Genomic DNA, 14,784 nt, shown 5'->3' on the forward strand with positions numbered 1-14,784 from the left:
ACAAGGTAAAAACATAATAAAATCAATACGCACCTGACTGTTTTAATAGAAAAGATGTATATTTTTTATCAAGCTTGAAAATAGCGTTTTCACTCATAATGTAATTGAGCCTTGCCCAAATAGTAGACAGTAATTATCTTAATGATAGTTTTTTACTCACCGAGGTAATCCACTTATTATTTGATATATTTTATCGTTTGTATGATTGTATTATAAATAGCCATCCTTAAAAAGATGTAAATATAATAGGTGATGTAGTTGATATTAATATAATAGTTAATAAAAAATAAATTCACCATTAGTACGATAAAATTCAGTTATAAAAATAGCCACATACGTGACTACTTTTATTTAAGAATAACGTATATTTAAAAATAACCTAATAATTAAAATGCTAACTCATCCCACCAAATATCAATAAGTTGACTGGTTTTAACATTTTTTAAACCATGATCTTCCAACCATTTTGTGACAACGTCACGATGTTCTTCAGTACAATTTCCTAATTTTTGGGTGCAAATAATACCTTGCCAATTTAAATAACCACTCCCCTCATAAGCTAAACCATTTGGTTGAATGGCTTCAAGAATAAACTGATCAACAATGTTATCTAAAGTCTCTTCGCTTGTGCCTTCGTCAAAAGACCAGCTAACAGTAAAGCCTAATTCTTTGAACTCTTCAATATGTAATTTTTTTCGTAAACGCTTGCTACGATTTACCATAATAGTTTCCTTCTACTTTGTTAAATATTAGTTTTTTTATTATTAGAGTGATTCGATCTATTTGAAGATTTAATACTCTTTTGATTAGAGTGCGACGATCGACCAGCCCCCGTTACATTCGCTCTTTTTGGTGATGCTCGCCTTGGCAATGATTTTTTTACAGGCTCTGCTTTAATTTTTGGATCAACTTCAAACCCGTTAGTTGTTAATTCTGGAATCGGCTTTTTTATTAATTTTTCAATCGCTTTTAATTGAGCCAGTTCATCAATACACACGAGCGAAATAGCCTGCCCTTCATTTTGTGCACGCCCTGTTCGCCCAATGCGATGTACATAATCTTCAGCAACTTGTGGTAATTCATAATTAACTACATAAGGCAACAGCTCAATGTCAAGGCCTCTTGCTGCAATATCAGTGGCTACTAATGCTCTAATTTGCCCACTTTTGAAATCGGCTAAGGCTTTAGTTCGTGCCCCTTGGCTTTTATTACCATGAATAGCAGCTGCTTTAATGCCATCTTTAGTTAGCTGTTCCGCTAAGTGATTTGCACCATATTTAGTGCGGGTAAAGATTAATACTTGTTGCCATTGGTTTTTACCAATTAAATAAGACAATAGCTCTCGTTTACGGCGTTTATCTACTCTATGTATATATTGGGTTATTTGCTCTGAAGCGCTATTGGTTTTAACTACTGCAACAGATTCTGGTGAATGTAATAGAGATTGCGCTAACACTTTTATTTCATCGGAGAAAGTTGCTGAAAACATTAAATTTTGGCGTTTTTTCGGTAATTTAGCAATCACACGACGGATATCATGAATAAATCCCATATCTAACATGCGATCGGCTTCATCCAATACTAGCATTTTCACGGTTGAAAGATCCACAGCATTTTGTTGTGCTAAATCAAGTAATCGTCCCGGTGTTGCAATTAATATGTCCACACCGCCCCGTAATTTCATCATTTGAGGATTAATACTTACACCACCAAATACCACTAAGGATCGAATCGGTAAATAACGGCTGTAGCCACGAATATTTTCGCCAATTTGGGCTGCTAGCTCACGTGTTGGCGCTAAAATCAAGGCATATAAAGAACGTTTATTTTTTTTGCTATTTGGATTATTAGCGTCTTTAGTTTTCTGCTCAAGTAGTTTTTGTAAAATGGGCAAGCCAAAGCCCGCCGTTTTACCTGTCCCTGTTTGTGCACTCGCCATAAGATCTTTACCAGATAAAATGACCGGTATAGCTTGTTGTTGAATGGGCGTCGGGCTGGTATAGTTTTGTTCTTGAATTGCTTTTAAAATCTCGGTATCTAAACCAAGAGAGTCAAATGACATGAATTGATTCCTAGATAAATGGTAAATGGATTGTCCTTAGGCATTATAATGCAATTGAATAATATTTTCTGATAAATCTTATTTTAAACAATAAGATTTATCGTTCTGTTTGTTGTTCTAAAATAAAATCAAACTTCTATATATAAAATAATTCCGTGTGATCCAGTGACTCCTTATTTAAAACATAATGATTTTCAAGATGTTTTTATAAAAATACCGGCGATATTTACCTCACATGCTCTATAGGGGATTTATCATATAACTACTCATAGATTGTGAGAAACAAAAAACAGTTGTTGAGTAACTCAGCTTAGATCACTTTTTTTATAGCCGTTTTTCATGAATTGCACGGTTATTTATTTGTCGAGGCAGTCATTAGATATATCAGTGCAAATTCAAACTTTATCCTTATTCGTTAAATTATAACTGTAGTCTAATAAATGTATTATTTGTTCCAGTGGCACAGAGCCATCAAGCATTATGGTAATCCAGTTATTTTTATTCATATGATATGCTGGTAATAAACCAGTGCTATTTTTTATTATAGAAATTAATTCAGGATCGGATTTGACATCAATGATTTCCACGACCTCTTCCGAGTTGAGACCTAATTTATTTTTCTCTACTGACATAATTAGACCAAACCACTTACCACTACTTTTGTGTCTAAGAACTTGATAGTCAGGAAACTTTTTGAAAGGATTATCAATTTGAACATTATTCAAAGTCTGCGTGTATTCAACTAATCTATTTTTAAGGCTCATCATTGTTTCCCTTTTTCTGATTAACTCAACATAACATCACAACTTTAATCACATCTTTAATTAGCAAGGTATGCTAATTAGTGCTTGTTGTGATAATAATCCAAAAAGAAAGCGGCAACAATGATAATAAATCAATAAAAAGCGAATATGCAGTGCAGAATTTGAAAAGTGAATTATGCTATTATGCAAAGGTTTAGTTATGTAAATAGAAAATCTAAAAAATTTTTACAAAAATAACTTAATAAATCAGCTGGCAGTAACTTTGAATAAAGTAAGTTCGCAAAATGAGCGTTAATTTTACGAACTACTTGGGGCGATGGCCAAAGCTATTTATTTTGGTTCTTCACAAATTTCATCAATTGACAATGTTGCTGGCACATTTCGATCATCATTGAATTGGAAACGGAACAAGAAGCGAATATCATAAGCCCGTAATACATCAATCACATCTTGTTTACTACAAAATTGTGCATTGAGCCCAAGTCTGATTCCTTCAGTAATATCTACAATGGAAACGCTTTGGCTATCAGTTGGCATACTATATTCAAATACGACGTTATTCAGATTATAAAAAATATTAGTGACTTCGTAGCCCGCTTCAGTTTTAATAGGAAACTTTCCTCCTTCGCCTAATATTGATCTTTTAGCGCTATCAGCGAAAGCTTTTGTGATATTAGCTGACGAGGGCAATTCTGCACTATAAGCGTTCGAAATTATCAAAAATGAAGAAAGTAGCACAGCCAATTTTATTCGTTTTTTCACTTCGGTATTCCTTAAATTGAAACTTAATTAAGTTATGTTATTTTAATCGCATAAATAGCACAACATCCATTTGCTTTTAGCATAATTTAATTGGCTATTAAAAGTTGCCAATACTGAGTCAATATATCCCTTATTATTAATTATTGTTGATTGTAACAATTCTAATTAGATCATTATATTATACAAAATCGATAAAAATAATTAAATATTAAGTTAATTAAGATGAATACCCAAACAACAGCGAGGAAATATTGGTAATAAAATATATCAATGAAAAATAATTTTTATAATTGGGTATTTCACCATAAGTGACAATGTCACTTATTTATATTGCTTAATCATAAATACATAACAAATTGCAAAAGCAATAAACAATGTGTGATCTTTAAAAATTGATTTGATGATTCTTTATTTCCTATTTTCCATCACTTATTTTGATGAATGTGGCTCTTATAATTCACTTAATTTTTATACAAGAATGAATGTGTTACTTTTTAAATCATATAGCCCTATAACATTATGAATTTAATTTTAATGCGGTCAAAAAAGGTAACCTAGTCGGCTACCTTTTGATAGTATTAACTTATAAGATTACTTTTTATCAGGATGAGGATCTTTAACTGAATCCCCTTGTCCAGACATAATATACCAACCATTTTTGCTATGCGGTGTTTTATTATGATCAGGACAAGGAGGTAACGATTTCTTACTTTGGTTTGAATAAACATACCCACAGTCGGCACACTTATAAGTGCCAGACGAGACATCACTACCGTACGGAGCAAATTTTTGTACCATTATAAGTTCCTCCAAAGTTAAATGAGTGATAAGCACCATGCTCATCACTGTTATATATAAGCGCTGATTTGAGAAAAAATCAAGTCTATTTTTTAAACAAACTATCGATCAATAGTCTAATAGTCTGCTTGATTAGAGAAAAAAATCATTCAGAAAAGCCATTGATTTTATTAAAGTTTTTTTGATTGTTTTGAGGTGGTAAGTGGCCTATATTATTACTCCATAATAGACCTGCGATATTGTTATTATTTTACAAAAGTAAGTATTGCTTATCTTATTTAGGGTTAGTCAATATTACAAAGATACATTATGCTTTACAATTAAAGGCTTTAATACAAAAAACATCGTTATTTGATCGGTTAATTACTCTGATCTTTAATTATTAGCATCTTGCCGTGATAAATTAGACCCTGGATTAGCTTAATAGTTCTTATTTAGCCAATCTATTACTTAAAAAAGTAGCCCAGAGCCTTGAATTTTTAACTAAAATTGATTATTGAATGTTAAAACGCAATTAGTCTGTGTGGTTTTAATCTTTATTTGTTCATGAGTATAAGTATTATTTTTTCCCCCTATTCCAATTACTCAAGATTATTTTGCCGCCAGTACCCGTTCAACGGTATCAACAATAGCTTGTGTTTGAGCATCAATTTCAATATTTACCTTATCCCCTACCGTTTTCGAATCTAACGTGGTAATAGCTAACGTTTCAGGGATTAAATGAATCGTAAAGCCATCTTTATCTATCTGCCCAACCGTTAAACTCGCACCGTCAATACCAATAAAGCCTTTATATAATACATATTTGCTAAACTGAGATGGTAACTGTAGTGTCATATGGCAATTAGTTGCTGTTTTTTGAATATCAACAATTATTGCTGTGCAAGATATATGCCCTGACATAATATGCCCACCCACTTCATCACCAAATTTTGCGCTTCGTTCTATATTTACAAAATCGTTAATTTTTTTATCACCTAATGTGGTTAATGCTAACGTTTCTTCCATAATATCAAATGATACTACGCCATTATCAAACTTCGTTACAGTTAAACAGCAACCATCATTGGCTATCGAAGCCCCAATTTCAATTTTATCGGTTAATTGATGCGGTAACTTCACTTTATAAGTTCTTAATTTATCTTGGTCTATAATATCAATAATCTGACCAACACCTTGAACAATACCCGTAAACATATCTATACCCCAATTTTTTACTTAATGATGAACATTCTATCGCAACTTGGTCATAAGTTTCTATTTGTATTTTCAACTGGTATGATGACGCTATAATTTTATGTATTTTGATTATTTAAAAATAATTTTTATTGTAATTAGCAATAAAAGGCCAATACTAAGATTTTGTTAAAGTTAATTTGATGTTTTTTATCATTAAGGATGTTTTATCATGCTAAAACTGGTGTTAGCCATTTCAGTGGGTTCTGTAGCTGGCGGTTTATTACGGTGGTTTTTATCACTTAAATTCAATGCGATCACTTTTGCTATCCCATTAGGTACACTACTATCAAATTTAGTTGCAGGCTACATTATTGGTTTTGCGATTGCTTTTTTTAATCATTCTAACCTATCGGCAGAATGGCGGTTATTGGTTATAACGGGTTTTTGTGGCGGATTATCAACGTTTTCAACCTTTTCAGCCGAAATTGTCAATTTTTTACAAGAAGGCCGAATATCTTGGGGATTGGCAACCCTATTTATACATGTAATTGGTTCTGTTTTAATGACTTTTTTAGGAATATTGTCATATCAATGGTTACGTTCTTAAAGTTGAATAGTTGTAAATAATATAAAAAACCAATCAAAATAAAGTTTACAAGCGGGAAATACTGTACTAACATACACTGTATATAAAAACAGTATTAAGATTATTATGCTTATTGAACATTCAACACAACAACTTATGGCGATTAATTTTGAATCACCTTTTCAACAAGTATTACAACAACAACGACCTTTATTAAAATCACTTAACAAAGCTAAAAAATGGCAATTATGGCTTTCGACCCGACCAATGTTAAAGCGTTCATGGATTAATATCGCAGGTTTAGATAAAAACAAAGTTGTTCATCTAGCAAATTTAAATAACGCAAACTTAATATCAACTATTGAAAAAGCGTTACAAAACAAAACTTGCAGTTATGTGGTTGCTTGTATCAATAATCTTAATGAGCAAGACAAAGCTCGCTTACAACAAGCGGTATCATCAAGTGACACATGTCTACTTTTAGTACATGATAAACAAATAGTACATGATGAACAAAGTGAACACCCTATTCAATATCACTAACGATAAGCATAGTGACTATGCACAAATAAGTGTGCATTTTCAAATTTAGCAAGTAAAGTTAAAATGTTTAATAGCTATTAAAAAAGGGCTGAGCATATTTAAAATACTCAGCTTTTTGGTCATTAATAATAGTAAATTATAACAACACATTGGCTAGCTTTTTTGTTCTACTTTTCCACTTCAAATCATAGGCAGTAGATCAATTATTCTCATTTTCCTAGCATGTGATGGCGAACTTTTTCTACACATAGCTTTTATACATAGCTTTTAACAAGGTCCCATAATACAACTAATCATCATTAATGGAATAAAAACTGGCAATATAATTAAACCTGCTACATCACCTGTGATGTCCTCACTAGCTTTTATTTCATTTCTAGGTTTGACTAACACGGTAATGGGGGTTGGTAATAAATATTGATCAGATAGCGTATTTGCTTGCTTATAGGCATTTCCTTTTGTGCTAAATGACACTTGATAATAACCATCTTTTAACACCCATTCTGATTTAGACTTCATTGAAAAATTGTTATTGTTTAAAACTGTTTTTTCTGGGATAAGATTACTATACCGAACGATCATTTCATCGCTTGCATGTTCTCGGAAAAAAGTGATAGAGACTTTTTCAATATCATTTTTATATTCTGCTAAAAAATTACGGTAGCTTTTGAGCTTGTCTATCGCATCGGCACTTGTAAATTGGTATGAGTATGTTTGTGATTCAGCAATAATACCTATTTTTTCATCACTCTTTAATTTGATAATGGTGTCACTACTGGGTAAAATTTGCGTTTGCTTATGCACACACCCACAAAGACAAAAAATCAGAATAAAAACAAGCTTTTTCATTATCGTTTTCCTACTTTAAACACGTGAATAAGGATTAATTTTCACAAAATCATTTATTTTTATCATAGCACTAGCGATCAGCAAAATTAGGCTAACTAGCTATCATAGCACATCAATCAAAATTTTGAGGCATCTTGTTTAGCTTGGTTAATGACTGCTTTAGCTATCCATTGCGATAGTGATATTATAGACTGGTCATCAAACATCCAGATATCTTTGAGTACCATAAATATTTCAGAGCCATAAATAATCGAAATTGCATAAATAACCTTATTATATAGTTCATCAGGGAGCTCGGCCTTAAGAGGAGATAAAATTGTTGCAAGTATTTCTTTGCGATTACCTCGCACCAATTTTTCGGTTTGTGGAGATAATGACGCTCGTTTTGTTGCCCATTGTTGTAATGAAACCCTTAGTGCTGCGCGTAGTGCCCCTTCATGTTTTAACATTTGCGGAAAGGCAAAAGCTAAAAAATCATTGATGCGTTCTTCTGCATTTTGTTTTTCTGATCGCCAACTAAAAATGGGACCTAAAGCGCTTTCAACAGTTGCAGAAATAAGATCACTTTGTGTTGGGAAATAGCGATAAGCGGTTGCTCTTGAAATCCCCGATTTGTCAGCTAATTCGGTTATAGACAGTTCAAAGCCCTGCTCTAATGCTTCTAATGCTGTATTAATTAAACGTTCATAAGTCTTCTTTTTGGCGCCTGTATATTTTGTAGAACGCAATAAAGTCTCTTGAATCATTAGATATATTGTTATATTTGAATTCATCATCAAATAATACTGCATTTTAATCATTAAGTTAAAATTAGTATTATAAAAATGAGACTTATGTCTCATTTTGAGTATATAATGTATGACTATTAACCACCCTTTTGATAAAAGTATTAACCTTATTAACCTATTTAGGAGCTATAAATGGCATCAACTAGCACAATTTATTTGGTTACGACACTAGACACCAAAAGGGAAGAAATCATTTATATCAAAACCCTTCTCGATTTAAAAAATCTTAATTATAAAATTATCGATATTTCCACACAACTTCATCAATTTAATCATTTAGCAACTATCACGTCAGAAATAGTTGCAAGTTACCATCCACATGGCAAATCGGCTATATTTTGTGGTGACCGAGGTAAAGCGGTTGTTGCAATGGCAGATGCATTCAAACTATTTTTGATGGCTCAAAATGATGTAGACGCTATACTAGGATTAGGAGGCTCAGGAGGAACGGCATTAATTACCCCTGCTATGCAATCACTTGCTGTTGGCATTCCTAAACTCATGGTATCTACAATGGCATCTGGCAATATTTCTGATTATATTGGCGCAAGCGATATTGCAATGATGTATTCAGTCACAGATATTGCAGGAATTAATGTTATATCAAGAAAAGTCTTATCAAATGCGGCTAACTTTATTGCAGGTTCAGTTCTTTTTAAAACCCAAGAAACGATCGAAGATAAACCTGCAATTGGCTTAACTATGTTTGGTGTTACAACCACATGCGTTCAATCTATATCAGCCAAATTGCACGATCATTATGATTGCATCGTTTTCCATGCTACAGGCAGTGGAGGTAAAGCGATGGAAAAGCTAGCTGATAGCAAGTTATTACATGCAGTGCTGGATATTACCACAACAGAAGTATGTGACTATTTATTTGATGGTGTTCTAGCTTGTAATGAAGATCGTTTTGACGCAATTGCTAGAAGCCAAATTCCATATATTGGATCGTGTGGAGCACTTGATATGGTTAATTTTTCTAGCCCTGAAACTATTCCTGAAAAATATAAAGATCGTTTATTTTACCAACATAATCCACAAGTAACCTTAATGCGAACAACGCCGGAAGAAAATAAAAAAATGGCTAATTGGATAGCAAATAAACTTAATCAATGCCAAGGTTACGTTACTTTTATTATCCCTGAAGGTGGCTTTTCAGCATTGGATATTGAAGGAGGAATTTTTTGGTCACCAAAAGCGAATAAAGCCTTTATTGATGAATTTGAAAAAACATTTATTCAGACCCCTAAAAGAAAATTAATAAAAACACCTCATCATATTAACTCGCCCCAGTTTTGTGATCTGATTATTAATGAATTTACTCAAATAATTAAAAATTAAGTGGAGAAAACTATGAAAAACCAACGTTCACAGTTACTAAAGAAATTTCATGATATGATCGCAAAAGGACAACCCATCATTGGTGGAGGTGCTGGCACAGGTCTATCGGCAAAATGTGAAGAAGCAGGTGGCATTGACCTTATTGTCATTTATAACTCTGGTCGTTATCGCATGGCAGGTAGAGGCTCATTGGCGGGATTACTTGCCTACGGTAATGCGAACGAAATCGTGATGGATATGGCTAAAGAGGTGTTACCAGTAGTTAAACACACGCCAGTGTTAGCAGGCGTTAATGGAACAGATCCATTTTGCCAATTCGATCAATTTTTAGATAAATTAAAGGAAACTGGATTTGCTGGCGTACAAAACTTCCCAACTGTTGGGCTAATTGATGGTAACTTTAGAGCAAACCTTGAAGAAACAGGTATGGGATACGATTTAGAAGTAGAAATGATTCGCAAAGCACATGAAAAAGATCTGCTAACAACACCTTATGTATTTAGTGAACAAAACGCAATCGATATGGCTAAAGCTGGCGCTGATATTTTAGTGCCTCATATGGGATTAACGACAGGAGGAAGCATTGGTGCAGAAACGGCATTGAAACTAGCTGACTGTGTGCCGTTAATCAATCAATGGGCAAAAGCAGCTAAAGCGATCCGTCCAGAAATTATTATTTTATGTCATGGTGGCCCTATTGCTACTCCAGAAGATGCTGAATATATCTTAAAAAATTGCCCTGATTGTAATGGATTTTATGGCGCAAGCTCGATGGAGCGTTTACCGACAGAAATTGCATTAAAACAAACGACAGAAAAATTTAAATCGATTCAACGACACTAACAATAATATAAGCAATAACGGTGCGACTTACACGTCGCACTGCTATTTTTTTAATAGTTGCGCGATTAATTAAATGCTAATTTGAGAAAACGTTATAATATCAATATCCACTCATATTCGTTATATAGTGACTTAGATTTAACAGAAATAAAAATCCTAACCATGGTAATCTATGCATAGATAGCGTTAACAAATTAGTAAATAGTAAAACTATCAATCAACTTTCAGTACTATCTTCAATTTAAAATAATCGTTTAATAAAATTATTTAGATAATAAAAAATAAGATTAGCCTAACAATTCATCCCCAAAAAGATTAAAATTGATAAATATTATTGGCAAACTGGCGAATATTTTTACCGGTTCAGCCTTAAATTAATCACAAAGTAATAGTGCTAAGCAGGAACAGATGAATACTCCCCCAAAATGGTTAAGATTGTTAATTGATGAGAATTGCTCATTTGAACAACTATTAGCCAAGCTTACGAAAGCCTTTAACTGTACATTCACTTATAAAAATGATAGTGGTATTGCTAAAGCTAAGTTAGGTGATTTTGCTATAATGATTCATGACAAAATTGATCGTATTTTTGACATCATTCTTAATCCATCTTATATTGTTACTTTTATGATTACAGAGGGTAAATATCCTAATTACCACGTTGAAAAGCATATTCAAACAACCTTAACCAATCATGGTATCACTTATCAACGCTCACAAGCCAAAGATCATGCCTATCCCATTGAACTTCCTTTTTGGCAAGCCCCCAACGATGATATTGTCATAAAATCCAAAGGCGATACATTAACCGCCTATTGCAAAATATGGTATAAACCTGCAAAGTATTCTAAATTTACGGGTATATTCGAGTTTTCTAATGTTTGGGCAATGCGTTTTGAACGAAACAAACAGTGCGCTTACTACAGTCATTGTGATAGCGATGATTTTAATTCTTGTTATTGGGTTATCCCTGAATCATCATGGCTTGAGCAATTAGTCAATGAACGACAATCTCATTTCCCTAATTGGCAACAATATGATCGCGGTGACTATTGGCATTATATTATTCAAAGCCATTCATTCTATGTAGAAGTCATTGCTAAACAGATCAAAATATCAAAAAAACAATTAAAAGGTATTTTTTAAGATAAAATGGCAATATATAAAGGTCAAATCATAACTTGATATTCAATATACTATGAATCATCTTAATTTTTTTATAAACAACTTTATAAAAAAAGATAAAAAACAACGATACCACTTTCTAATTAATGGAAAATGGCCGAAATTTGCCAATAACATCAAACATATTGATAAACATTTGAATCACCATTGTGTAAAAATTGATAACAATGCTTTTGAAAAATTTACTCAAATTATAAAACACTATACCATTAAATCAGGATATTATTATGATGCTTATACCAATGGATTGGAAATATCAACCCATTGCCTAAATAATATTCATGATGATAGCCTACTTATCTGCCCCGATAACAATATTGCATTCTATTTTCATCATGATAATTGGATATGGTTTTGCCAGATAAAACTTGAGCAACATCATAAATAAAACAGGTAACAAAAAATGCACTCATTCAATGAGATAAATCAGCTTTTAACCGACTGCATTAATCTACAGGATAATTTATTAGATAAACTCTATTTATTAGCTAATGAGCCTAAAACTGTTAAATTACTTAAAACACATTTAACCCAAAAGTTTGATCCTTTATTATTACACTTGATCAAACAATTTCCAGAAGCAATCAAAATAAGCTTATTACCTGAAATTATTAACATTATGCAATATTTAGATGGCAATACAAAATTATGCCAAGAGGTTATTTTAAGTATCAATACGCAGTGGCTAGAAAAACATATTTGGAATTATATTACCCCTATTTTAGGGCAACAGGATTATCAAACATTTGGTATATTGATGTATTTATTCAATTCATTTAGCCAGAAATTATCAAAAAAATTGGCAAATTTAGCTTTACAAAGTGACGATAAAGATGTGCAAGAAATCGGTGAGTTCTATTTATCAAATAATAGATACCTTTTGGATGATGTTTGAAATAGCTAATGATGCTAATTGAGTGTGATAACATTTACATACTACTTTGATTATTTAGAGAAACTGTATGTTAGATATCAAGTATTTAAACGATAAGAAAACAAACTCCAATCACCGCCACGATTGGAAGCGCTGTACATGGGGTTTGAGGCTTTGGTGGAAGTTACCCATACATGCTTAAACTTAAACAAGTAGAGGTGAAAAAATGAATGGCGTAAATGTTAAGTTTAATATAAAAACTTTCTTGATATATTGATTACAATAGAATCGTTTTTTGAGTTAACTGTACAAAGTAAAAAAAGGGTTAATCATGCAAGGATTTTTTGATAGATTAATGCTCGGTGAACTAAAGGATGTCATGATCGCTGGCTATGTTGATTATGCTACTCTGCCGATTTTTCACCCGCTTTATGATAGATTATATTTTATTATTGATGAAGTTATTTTTGAGTTATATCTCAGTGAAGCAGGTATTATACAATATAATGAATTAACAGAAATTAAAGCATGGTTTACTTTAGATGACGATGATCATTTTTCATTAATGTCAATTTATTCGCAATTATTCAAAACCGAGCAAACTGTAACTATCACCGAAATAGCATACTCATCAATACCCTTTTCCTCAATGAGTATAAATTACCTCAATGGCCAAGACTGTGGTAATTTACTTTTTAACCCAAATCATTTTTTTGGTTTTACATTTTTATAAAGGTTATAAATGTTAGATATTATTAATTTTATGGAATCATCATATAAAGATAATCCAGAGTTAAAACACAAACTAGAATTAGTCAAAAAATTAATTACCTACTTGTCTGAACATGATATTGAAAGATCTGTTGGTAAGATTATACCTATCTTAAGCAACAATACAGGTTATAGTGAATATCGAATTATTAATGACTGTGAATCGGATAATCCTGCTCTGTGGTCGGAGTACCAATATAATGGTGAAAAGGTAAGACTTAATTCTGGCGATATTGTACTTACAATGAAAAAATAACTTTTTGATAATGGGCTAGCTCTATCGATAAATAAATTAAGCAATAAATTAAGTGATAAAATGAACATAAAAAATAAAAACTCTATTGAAAAATAGACGTTTATTTTATTGGGTTAATTTTGCTGGCAAGTTAAGTATTTATGCAGTTGCATTATTGCTATTTATTTCAATGACTAAAACGTACCCTTCATCTTTTAAAAAACTTTCATCATCACGTGGTGTGCGTAAAGACATCATTTTATTATCGCCAACTTCCATTGTGTCACCAGAAGCCATTGTTGTACCACTATCGCGTAAATACTGTAGAGTATTGCTAAACATATCAAAATAGTATACGCCTTCATCATGGCTATTAGCTAATACAGCAAAATCAGGTAATCCAAAAGCGTCAGCGCCATACGTGCGCATCCACACACCTTTAACATTTTCTATTTCATATTTGACAAAACCACAATAAAACATTGGTAAGCAATGACATAACCCTTCTATTCCGCCTTTTTCTGTGGCTAATTGACGAATAACTTTTATTGGTAATGAGCTATGCCCTTTTCCATTAATCAGCGCTAAACCATTAAATGGTTCAAAACTAGCTGCAAAACGAGTTAAAGCCAAGTATTGCTCAAGTATATTCTTTTCATATCCAGTATAATATAGAATGATATAACTATCATTTTCACGAACTTGATCTTTAATATCCTGACTGTAATGTGCTGGTGCTACGCATATTTCTAAAACATCAGCAGGATAAGGAGCATTGATGCCAATTAATTTAATGACATGATTTTCCCAACCAAATAAAGCATAACATCCGTCATCTAACTTGCCGAGACTGTTCATAATTCTGTGTCAGCTTAATTCACAAAGAGATTACCTTATCAAGACGATTAGGAAAAAATATCATCAATTGTGACAATGCTAAATTCCAATTTTGGATTGGCATTGTCCATTTTTTCTCCGCATTTTGCAACCCTAAATACAGCAGCTTAAGTAGGCTATTTTCATTAGGAAATCCGCTTTTTGTCTTTGTTAATTTACGAAATTGTCGATGAATTGACTCAATAGCATTGGTGGTATAAATCACCTTACGAATAGGCTCAGGATAGCGGAAATAAGCTGATAAATTATCCCATTTACGACGCCATGATTGGATGACGATTGGATACTTATCGCCCCATTTTTT

19 protein-coding genes are annotated in these 14,784 nt (G+C 32.4%); 9 read left to right on the forward strand and 10 right to left on the reverse strand.

The genetic code is table 11. From position 1 onward, the window contains the following. Nucleotides 1-386 precede the first annotated feature (386 nt). From A9G42_RS00295 to A9G42_RS00320, 6 genes are all read right to left on the reverse strand, one after another. Entirely contained in the window at nt 387-722 is a 336-nt protein-coding gene (locus A9G42_RS00295) for a YggL family protein (protein WP_065566670.1), read from the reverse strand. A gap of 20 nt (nt 723-742) precedes the next feature. After that, entirely contained in the window at nt 743-2,062 is a 1,320-nt protein-coding gene (locus tag A9G42_RS00300) for a DEAD/DEAH box helicase (RefSeq protein ID WP_081302124.1), read from the reverse strand. Nucleotides 2,063-2,457: 395 nt separating this feature from the next. Beyond that, nucleotides 2,458-2,826, reverse strand: a complete 369-nt coding sequence (locus tag A9G42_RS00305; protein ID WP_065566669.1) for an MmcQ/YjbR family DNA-binding protein — start codon at nt 2,824-2,826, stop codon at nt 2,458-2,460. A gap of 330 nt (nt 2,827-3,156) precedes the next feature. Then, nucleotides 3,157-3,588 (reverse strand): hypothetical protein, encoded by a 432-nt coding sequence (locus A9G42_RS00310; protein ID WP_065581801.1) that lies wholly within the window; start codon nt 3,586-3,588, stop codon nt 3,157-3,159. A gap of 591 nt (nt 3,589-4,179) precedes the next feature. Continuing rightward, on the reverse strand, nt 4,180-4,386 hold the full coding sequence (locus A9G42_RS00315) for a hypothetical protein (protein WP_065566667.1): 207 nt from the start codon (nt 4,384-4,386) through the stop codon (nt 4,180-4,182). A gap of 591 nt (nt 4,387-4,977) precedes the next feature. Continuing rightward, nucleotides 4,978-5,583: a riboflavin synthase gene (locus A9G42_RS00320; protein ID WP_065588508.1), complete on the reverse strand. Its 606-nt coding sequence runs from the start codon at nt 5,581-5,583 to the stop codon at nt 4,978-4,980. Nucleotides 5,584-5,794: 211 nt separating this feature from the next. Here A9G42_RS00320 and crcB point away from each other — a divergent pair, with 211 nt between their 5' ends. Next, entirely contained in the window at nt 5,795-6,172 is a 378-nt protein-coding gene (gene crcB, locus A9G42_RS00325) for a fluoride efflux transporter CrcB (RefSeq protein WP_065566665.1), read from the forward strand. A 105-nt stretch (nt 6,173-6,277) separates the two neighbouring features. Then, entirely contained in the window at nt 6,278-6,694 is a 417-nt protein-coding gene (locus tag A9G42_RS00330; protein WP_065588507.1) for a cell division inhibitor SulA, read from the forward strand. A gap of 267 nt (nt 6,695-6,961) precedes the next feature. Here A9G42_RS00330 and A9G42_RS00335 read toward each other — a convergent pair whose 3' ends face one another. Together A9G42_RS00335 and A9G42_RS00340 are read right to left on the reverse strand one after the other, a co-directional pair. Beyond that, nucleotides 6,962-7,543, reverse strand: coding sequence for a hypothetical protein (locus tag A9G42_RS00335; RefSeq protein WP_065566663.1), 582 nt, complete (start codon nt 7,541-7,543; stop codon nt 6,962-6,964). Between the two features lie 116 nt (nt 7,544-7,659). After that, nucleotides 7,660-8,289, reverse strand: a complete 630-nt coding sequence (locus A9G42_RS00340; protein ID WP_065652317.1) for a TetR/AcrR family transcriptional regulator — start codon at nt 8,287-8,289, stop codon at nt 7,660-7,662. A 174-nt stretch (nt 8,290-8,463) separates the two neighbouring features. Between A9G42_RS00340 and A9G42_RS00345 the strand changes: the two genes are divergently transcribed. The 7 genes from A9G42_RS00345 (at nt 8,464) to A9G42_RS00375 (ending at nt 13,604) form a co-directional block, all read left to right on the forward strand. Beyond that, entirely contained in the window at nt 8,464-9,675 is a 1,212-nt protein-coding gene (locus tag A9G42_RS00345) for a Tm-1-like ATP-binding domain-containing protein (RefSeq protein WP_065652311.1), read from the forward strand. Between the two features lie 12 nt (nt 9,676-9,687). After that, nucleotides 9,688-10,518: a phosphoenolpyruvate hydrolase family protein gene (locus A9G42_RS00350; protein ID WP_065652312.1), complete on the forward strand. Its 831-nt coding sequence runs from the start codon at nt 9,688-9,690 to the stop codon at nt 10,516-10,518. Between the two features lie 408 nt (nt 10,519-10,926). Then, nucleotides 10,927-11,664, forward strand: a complete 738-nt coding sequence (locus A9G42_RS14005) for a hypothetical protein (RefSeq protein WP_218057747.1) — start codon at nt 10,927-10,929, stop codon at nt 11,662-11,664. Nucleotides 11,665-11,716: 52 nt separating this feature from the next. Beyond that, complete coding sequence (locus A9G42_RS00360) at nt 11,717-12,091, forward strand: hypothetical protein (RefSeq protein WP_065652313.1); 375 nt, start codon at nt 11,717-11,719, stop codon at nt 12,089-12,091. 15 nt (nt 12,092-12,106) lie between these two features. Continuing rightward, on the forward strand, nt 12,107-12,598 hold the full coding sequence (locus tag A9G42_RS00365; protein WP_065652314.1) for a hypothetical protein: 492 nt from the start codon (nt 12,107-12,109) through the stop codon (nt 12,596-12,598). Nucleotides 12,599-12,908: 310 nt separating this feature from the next. Next, on the forward strand, nt 12,909-13,310 hold the full coding sequence (locus A9G42_RS00370) for a hypothetical protein (protein WP_065588503.1): 402 nt from the start codon (nt 12,909-12,911) through the stop codon (nt 13,308-13,310). Nucleotides 13,311-13,340: 30 nt separating this feature from the next. Further along, on the forward strand, nt 13,341-13,604 hold the full coding sequence (locus tag A9G42_RS00375) for a hypothetical protein (protein WP_143426057.1): 264 nt from the start codon (nt 13,341-13,343) through the stop codon (nt 13,602-13,604). Between the two features lie 138 nt (nt 13,605-13,742). On the opposite strand, the gene A9G42_RS00380 is transcribed toward A9G42_RS00375, so the two are convergent. Both A9G42_RS00380 and A9G42_RS00385 read right to left on the reverse strand, forming a co-directional pair. Then, complete coding sequence (locus tag A9G42_RS00380; protein WP_065652316.1) at nt 13,743-14,441, reverse strand: DUF4261 domain-containing protein; 699 nt, start codon at nt 14,439-14,441, stop codon at nt 13,743-13,745. Nucleotides 14,442-14,460: 19 nt separating this feature from the next. After that, nucleotides 14,461-14,784 (reverse strand): transposase (locus tag A9G42_RS00385; RefSeq protein WP_143426058.1); only part of this gene is annotated, 324 nt, incomplete at its 5' end.

It is taken from the genome of Gilliamella sp. Nev6-6, from assembly GCF_001690605.1.
Classification (GTDB): Bacteria; Pseudomonadota; Gammaproteobacteria; order Enterobacterales; family Orbaceae; genus Gilliamella; species Gilliamella apicola_C.

What these genes read in the sequence shown, in the direction of transcription:
- A9G42_RS00305 (WP_065566669.1), bottom strand. Translation starts at nt 2,826, where the DNA reads ATGAGCCTTAAAAATAGATTAGTTGAATACACGCAGACTTTGAATAAT.
- crcB (WP_065566665.1), top strand. Translation starts at nt 5,795, where the DNA reads ATGCTAAAACTGGTGTTAGCCATTTCAGTGGGTTCTGTAGCTGGCGGT.
- A9G42_RS00360 (WP_065652313.1), top strand. Translation starts at nt 11,717, where the DNA reads ATGAATCATCTTAATTTTTTTATAAACAACTTTATAAAAAAAGATAAA.
- A9G42_RS00375 (WP_143426057.1), top strand. Translation starts at nt 13,341, where the DNA reads ATGGAATCATCATATAAAGATAATCCAGAGTTAAAACACAAACTAGAA.
- A9G42_RS00300 (WP_081302124.1), bottom strand. Translation starts at nt 2,062, where the DNA reads ATGTCATTTGACTCTCTTGGTTTAGATACCGAGATTTTAAAAGCAATT.
- A9G42_RS00315 (WP_065566667.1), bottom strand. Translation starts at nt 4,386, where the DNA reads ATGGTACAAAAATTTGCTCCGTACGGTAGTGATGTCTCGTCTGGCACT.
- A9G42_RS14005 (WP_218057747.1), top strand. Translation starts at nt 10,927, where the DNA reads ATGAATACTCCCCCAAAATGGTTAAGATTGTTAATTGATGAGAATTGC.
- A9G42_RS00365 (WP_065652314.1), top strand. Translation starts at nt 12,107, where the DNA reads ATGCACTCATTCAATGAGATAAATCAGCTTTTAACCGACTGCATTAAT.
- A9G42_RS00350 (WP_065652312.1), top strand. Translation starts at nt 9,688, where the DNA reads ATGAAAAACCAACGTTCACAGTTACTAAAGAAATTTCATGATATGATC.
- A9G42_RS00340 (WP_065652317.1), bottom strand. Translation starts at nt 8,289, where the DNA reads ATGATTCAAGAGACTTTATTGCGTTCTACAAAATATACAGGCGCCAAA.
- A9G42_RS00345 (WP_065652311.1), top strand. Translation starts at nt 8,464, where the DNA reads ATGGCATCAACTAGCACAATTTATTTGGTTACGACACTAGACACCAAA.
- A9G42_RS00370 (WP_065588503.1), top strand. Translation starts at nt 12,909, where the DNA reads ATGCAAGGATTTTTTGATAGATTAATGCTCGGTGAACTAAAGGATGTC.
- A9G42_RS00320 (WP_065588508.1), bottom strand. Translation starts at nt 5,583, where the DNA reads ATGTTTACGGGTATTGTTCAAGGTGTTGGTCAGATTATTGATATTATA.
- A9G42_RS00295 (WP_065566670.1), bottom strand. Translation starts at nt 722, where the DNA reads ATGGTAAATCGTAGCAAGCGTTTACGAAAAAAATTACATATTGAAGAG.
- A9G42_RS00380 (WP_065652316.1), bottom strand. Translation starts at nt 14,441, where the DNA reads ATGAACAGTCTCGGCAAGTTAGATGACGGATGTTATGCTTTATTTGGT.
- A9G42_RS00335 (WP_065566663.1), bottom strand. Translation starts at nt 7,543, where the DNA reads ATGAAAAAGCTTGTTTTTATTCTGATTTTTTGTCTTTGTGGGTGTGTG.
- A9G42_RS00330 (WP_065588507.1), top strand. Translation starts at nt 6,278, where the DNA reads ATGCTTATTGAACATTCAACACAACAACTTATGGCGATTAATTTTGAA.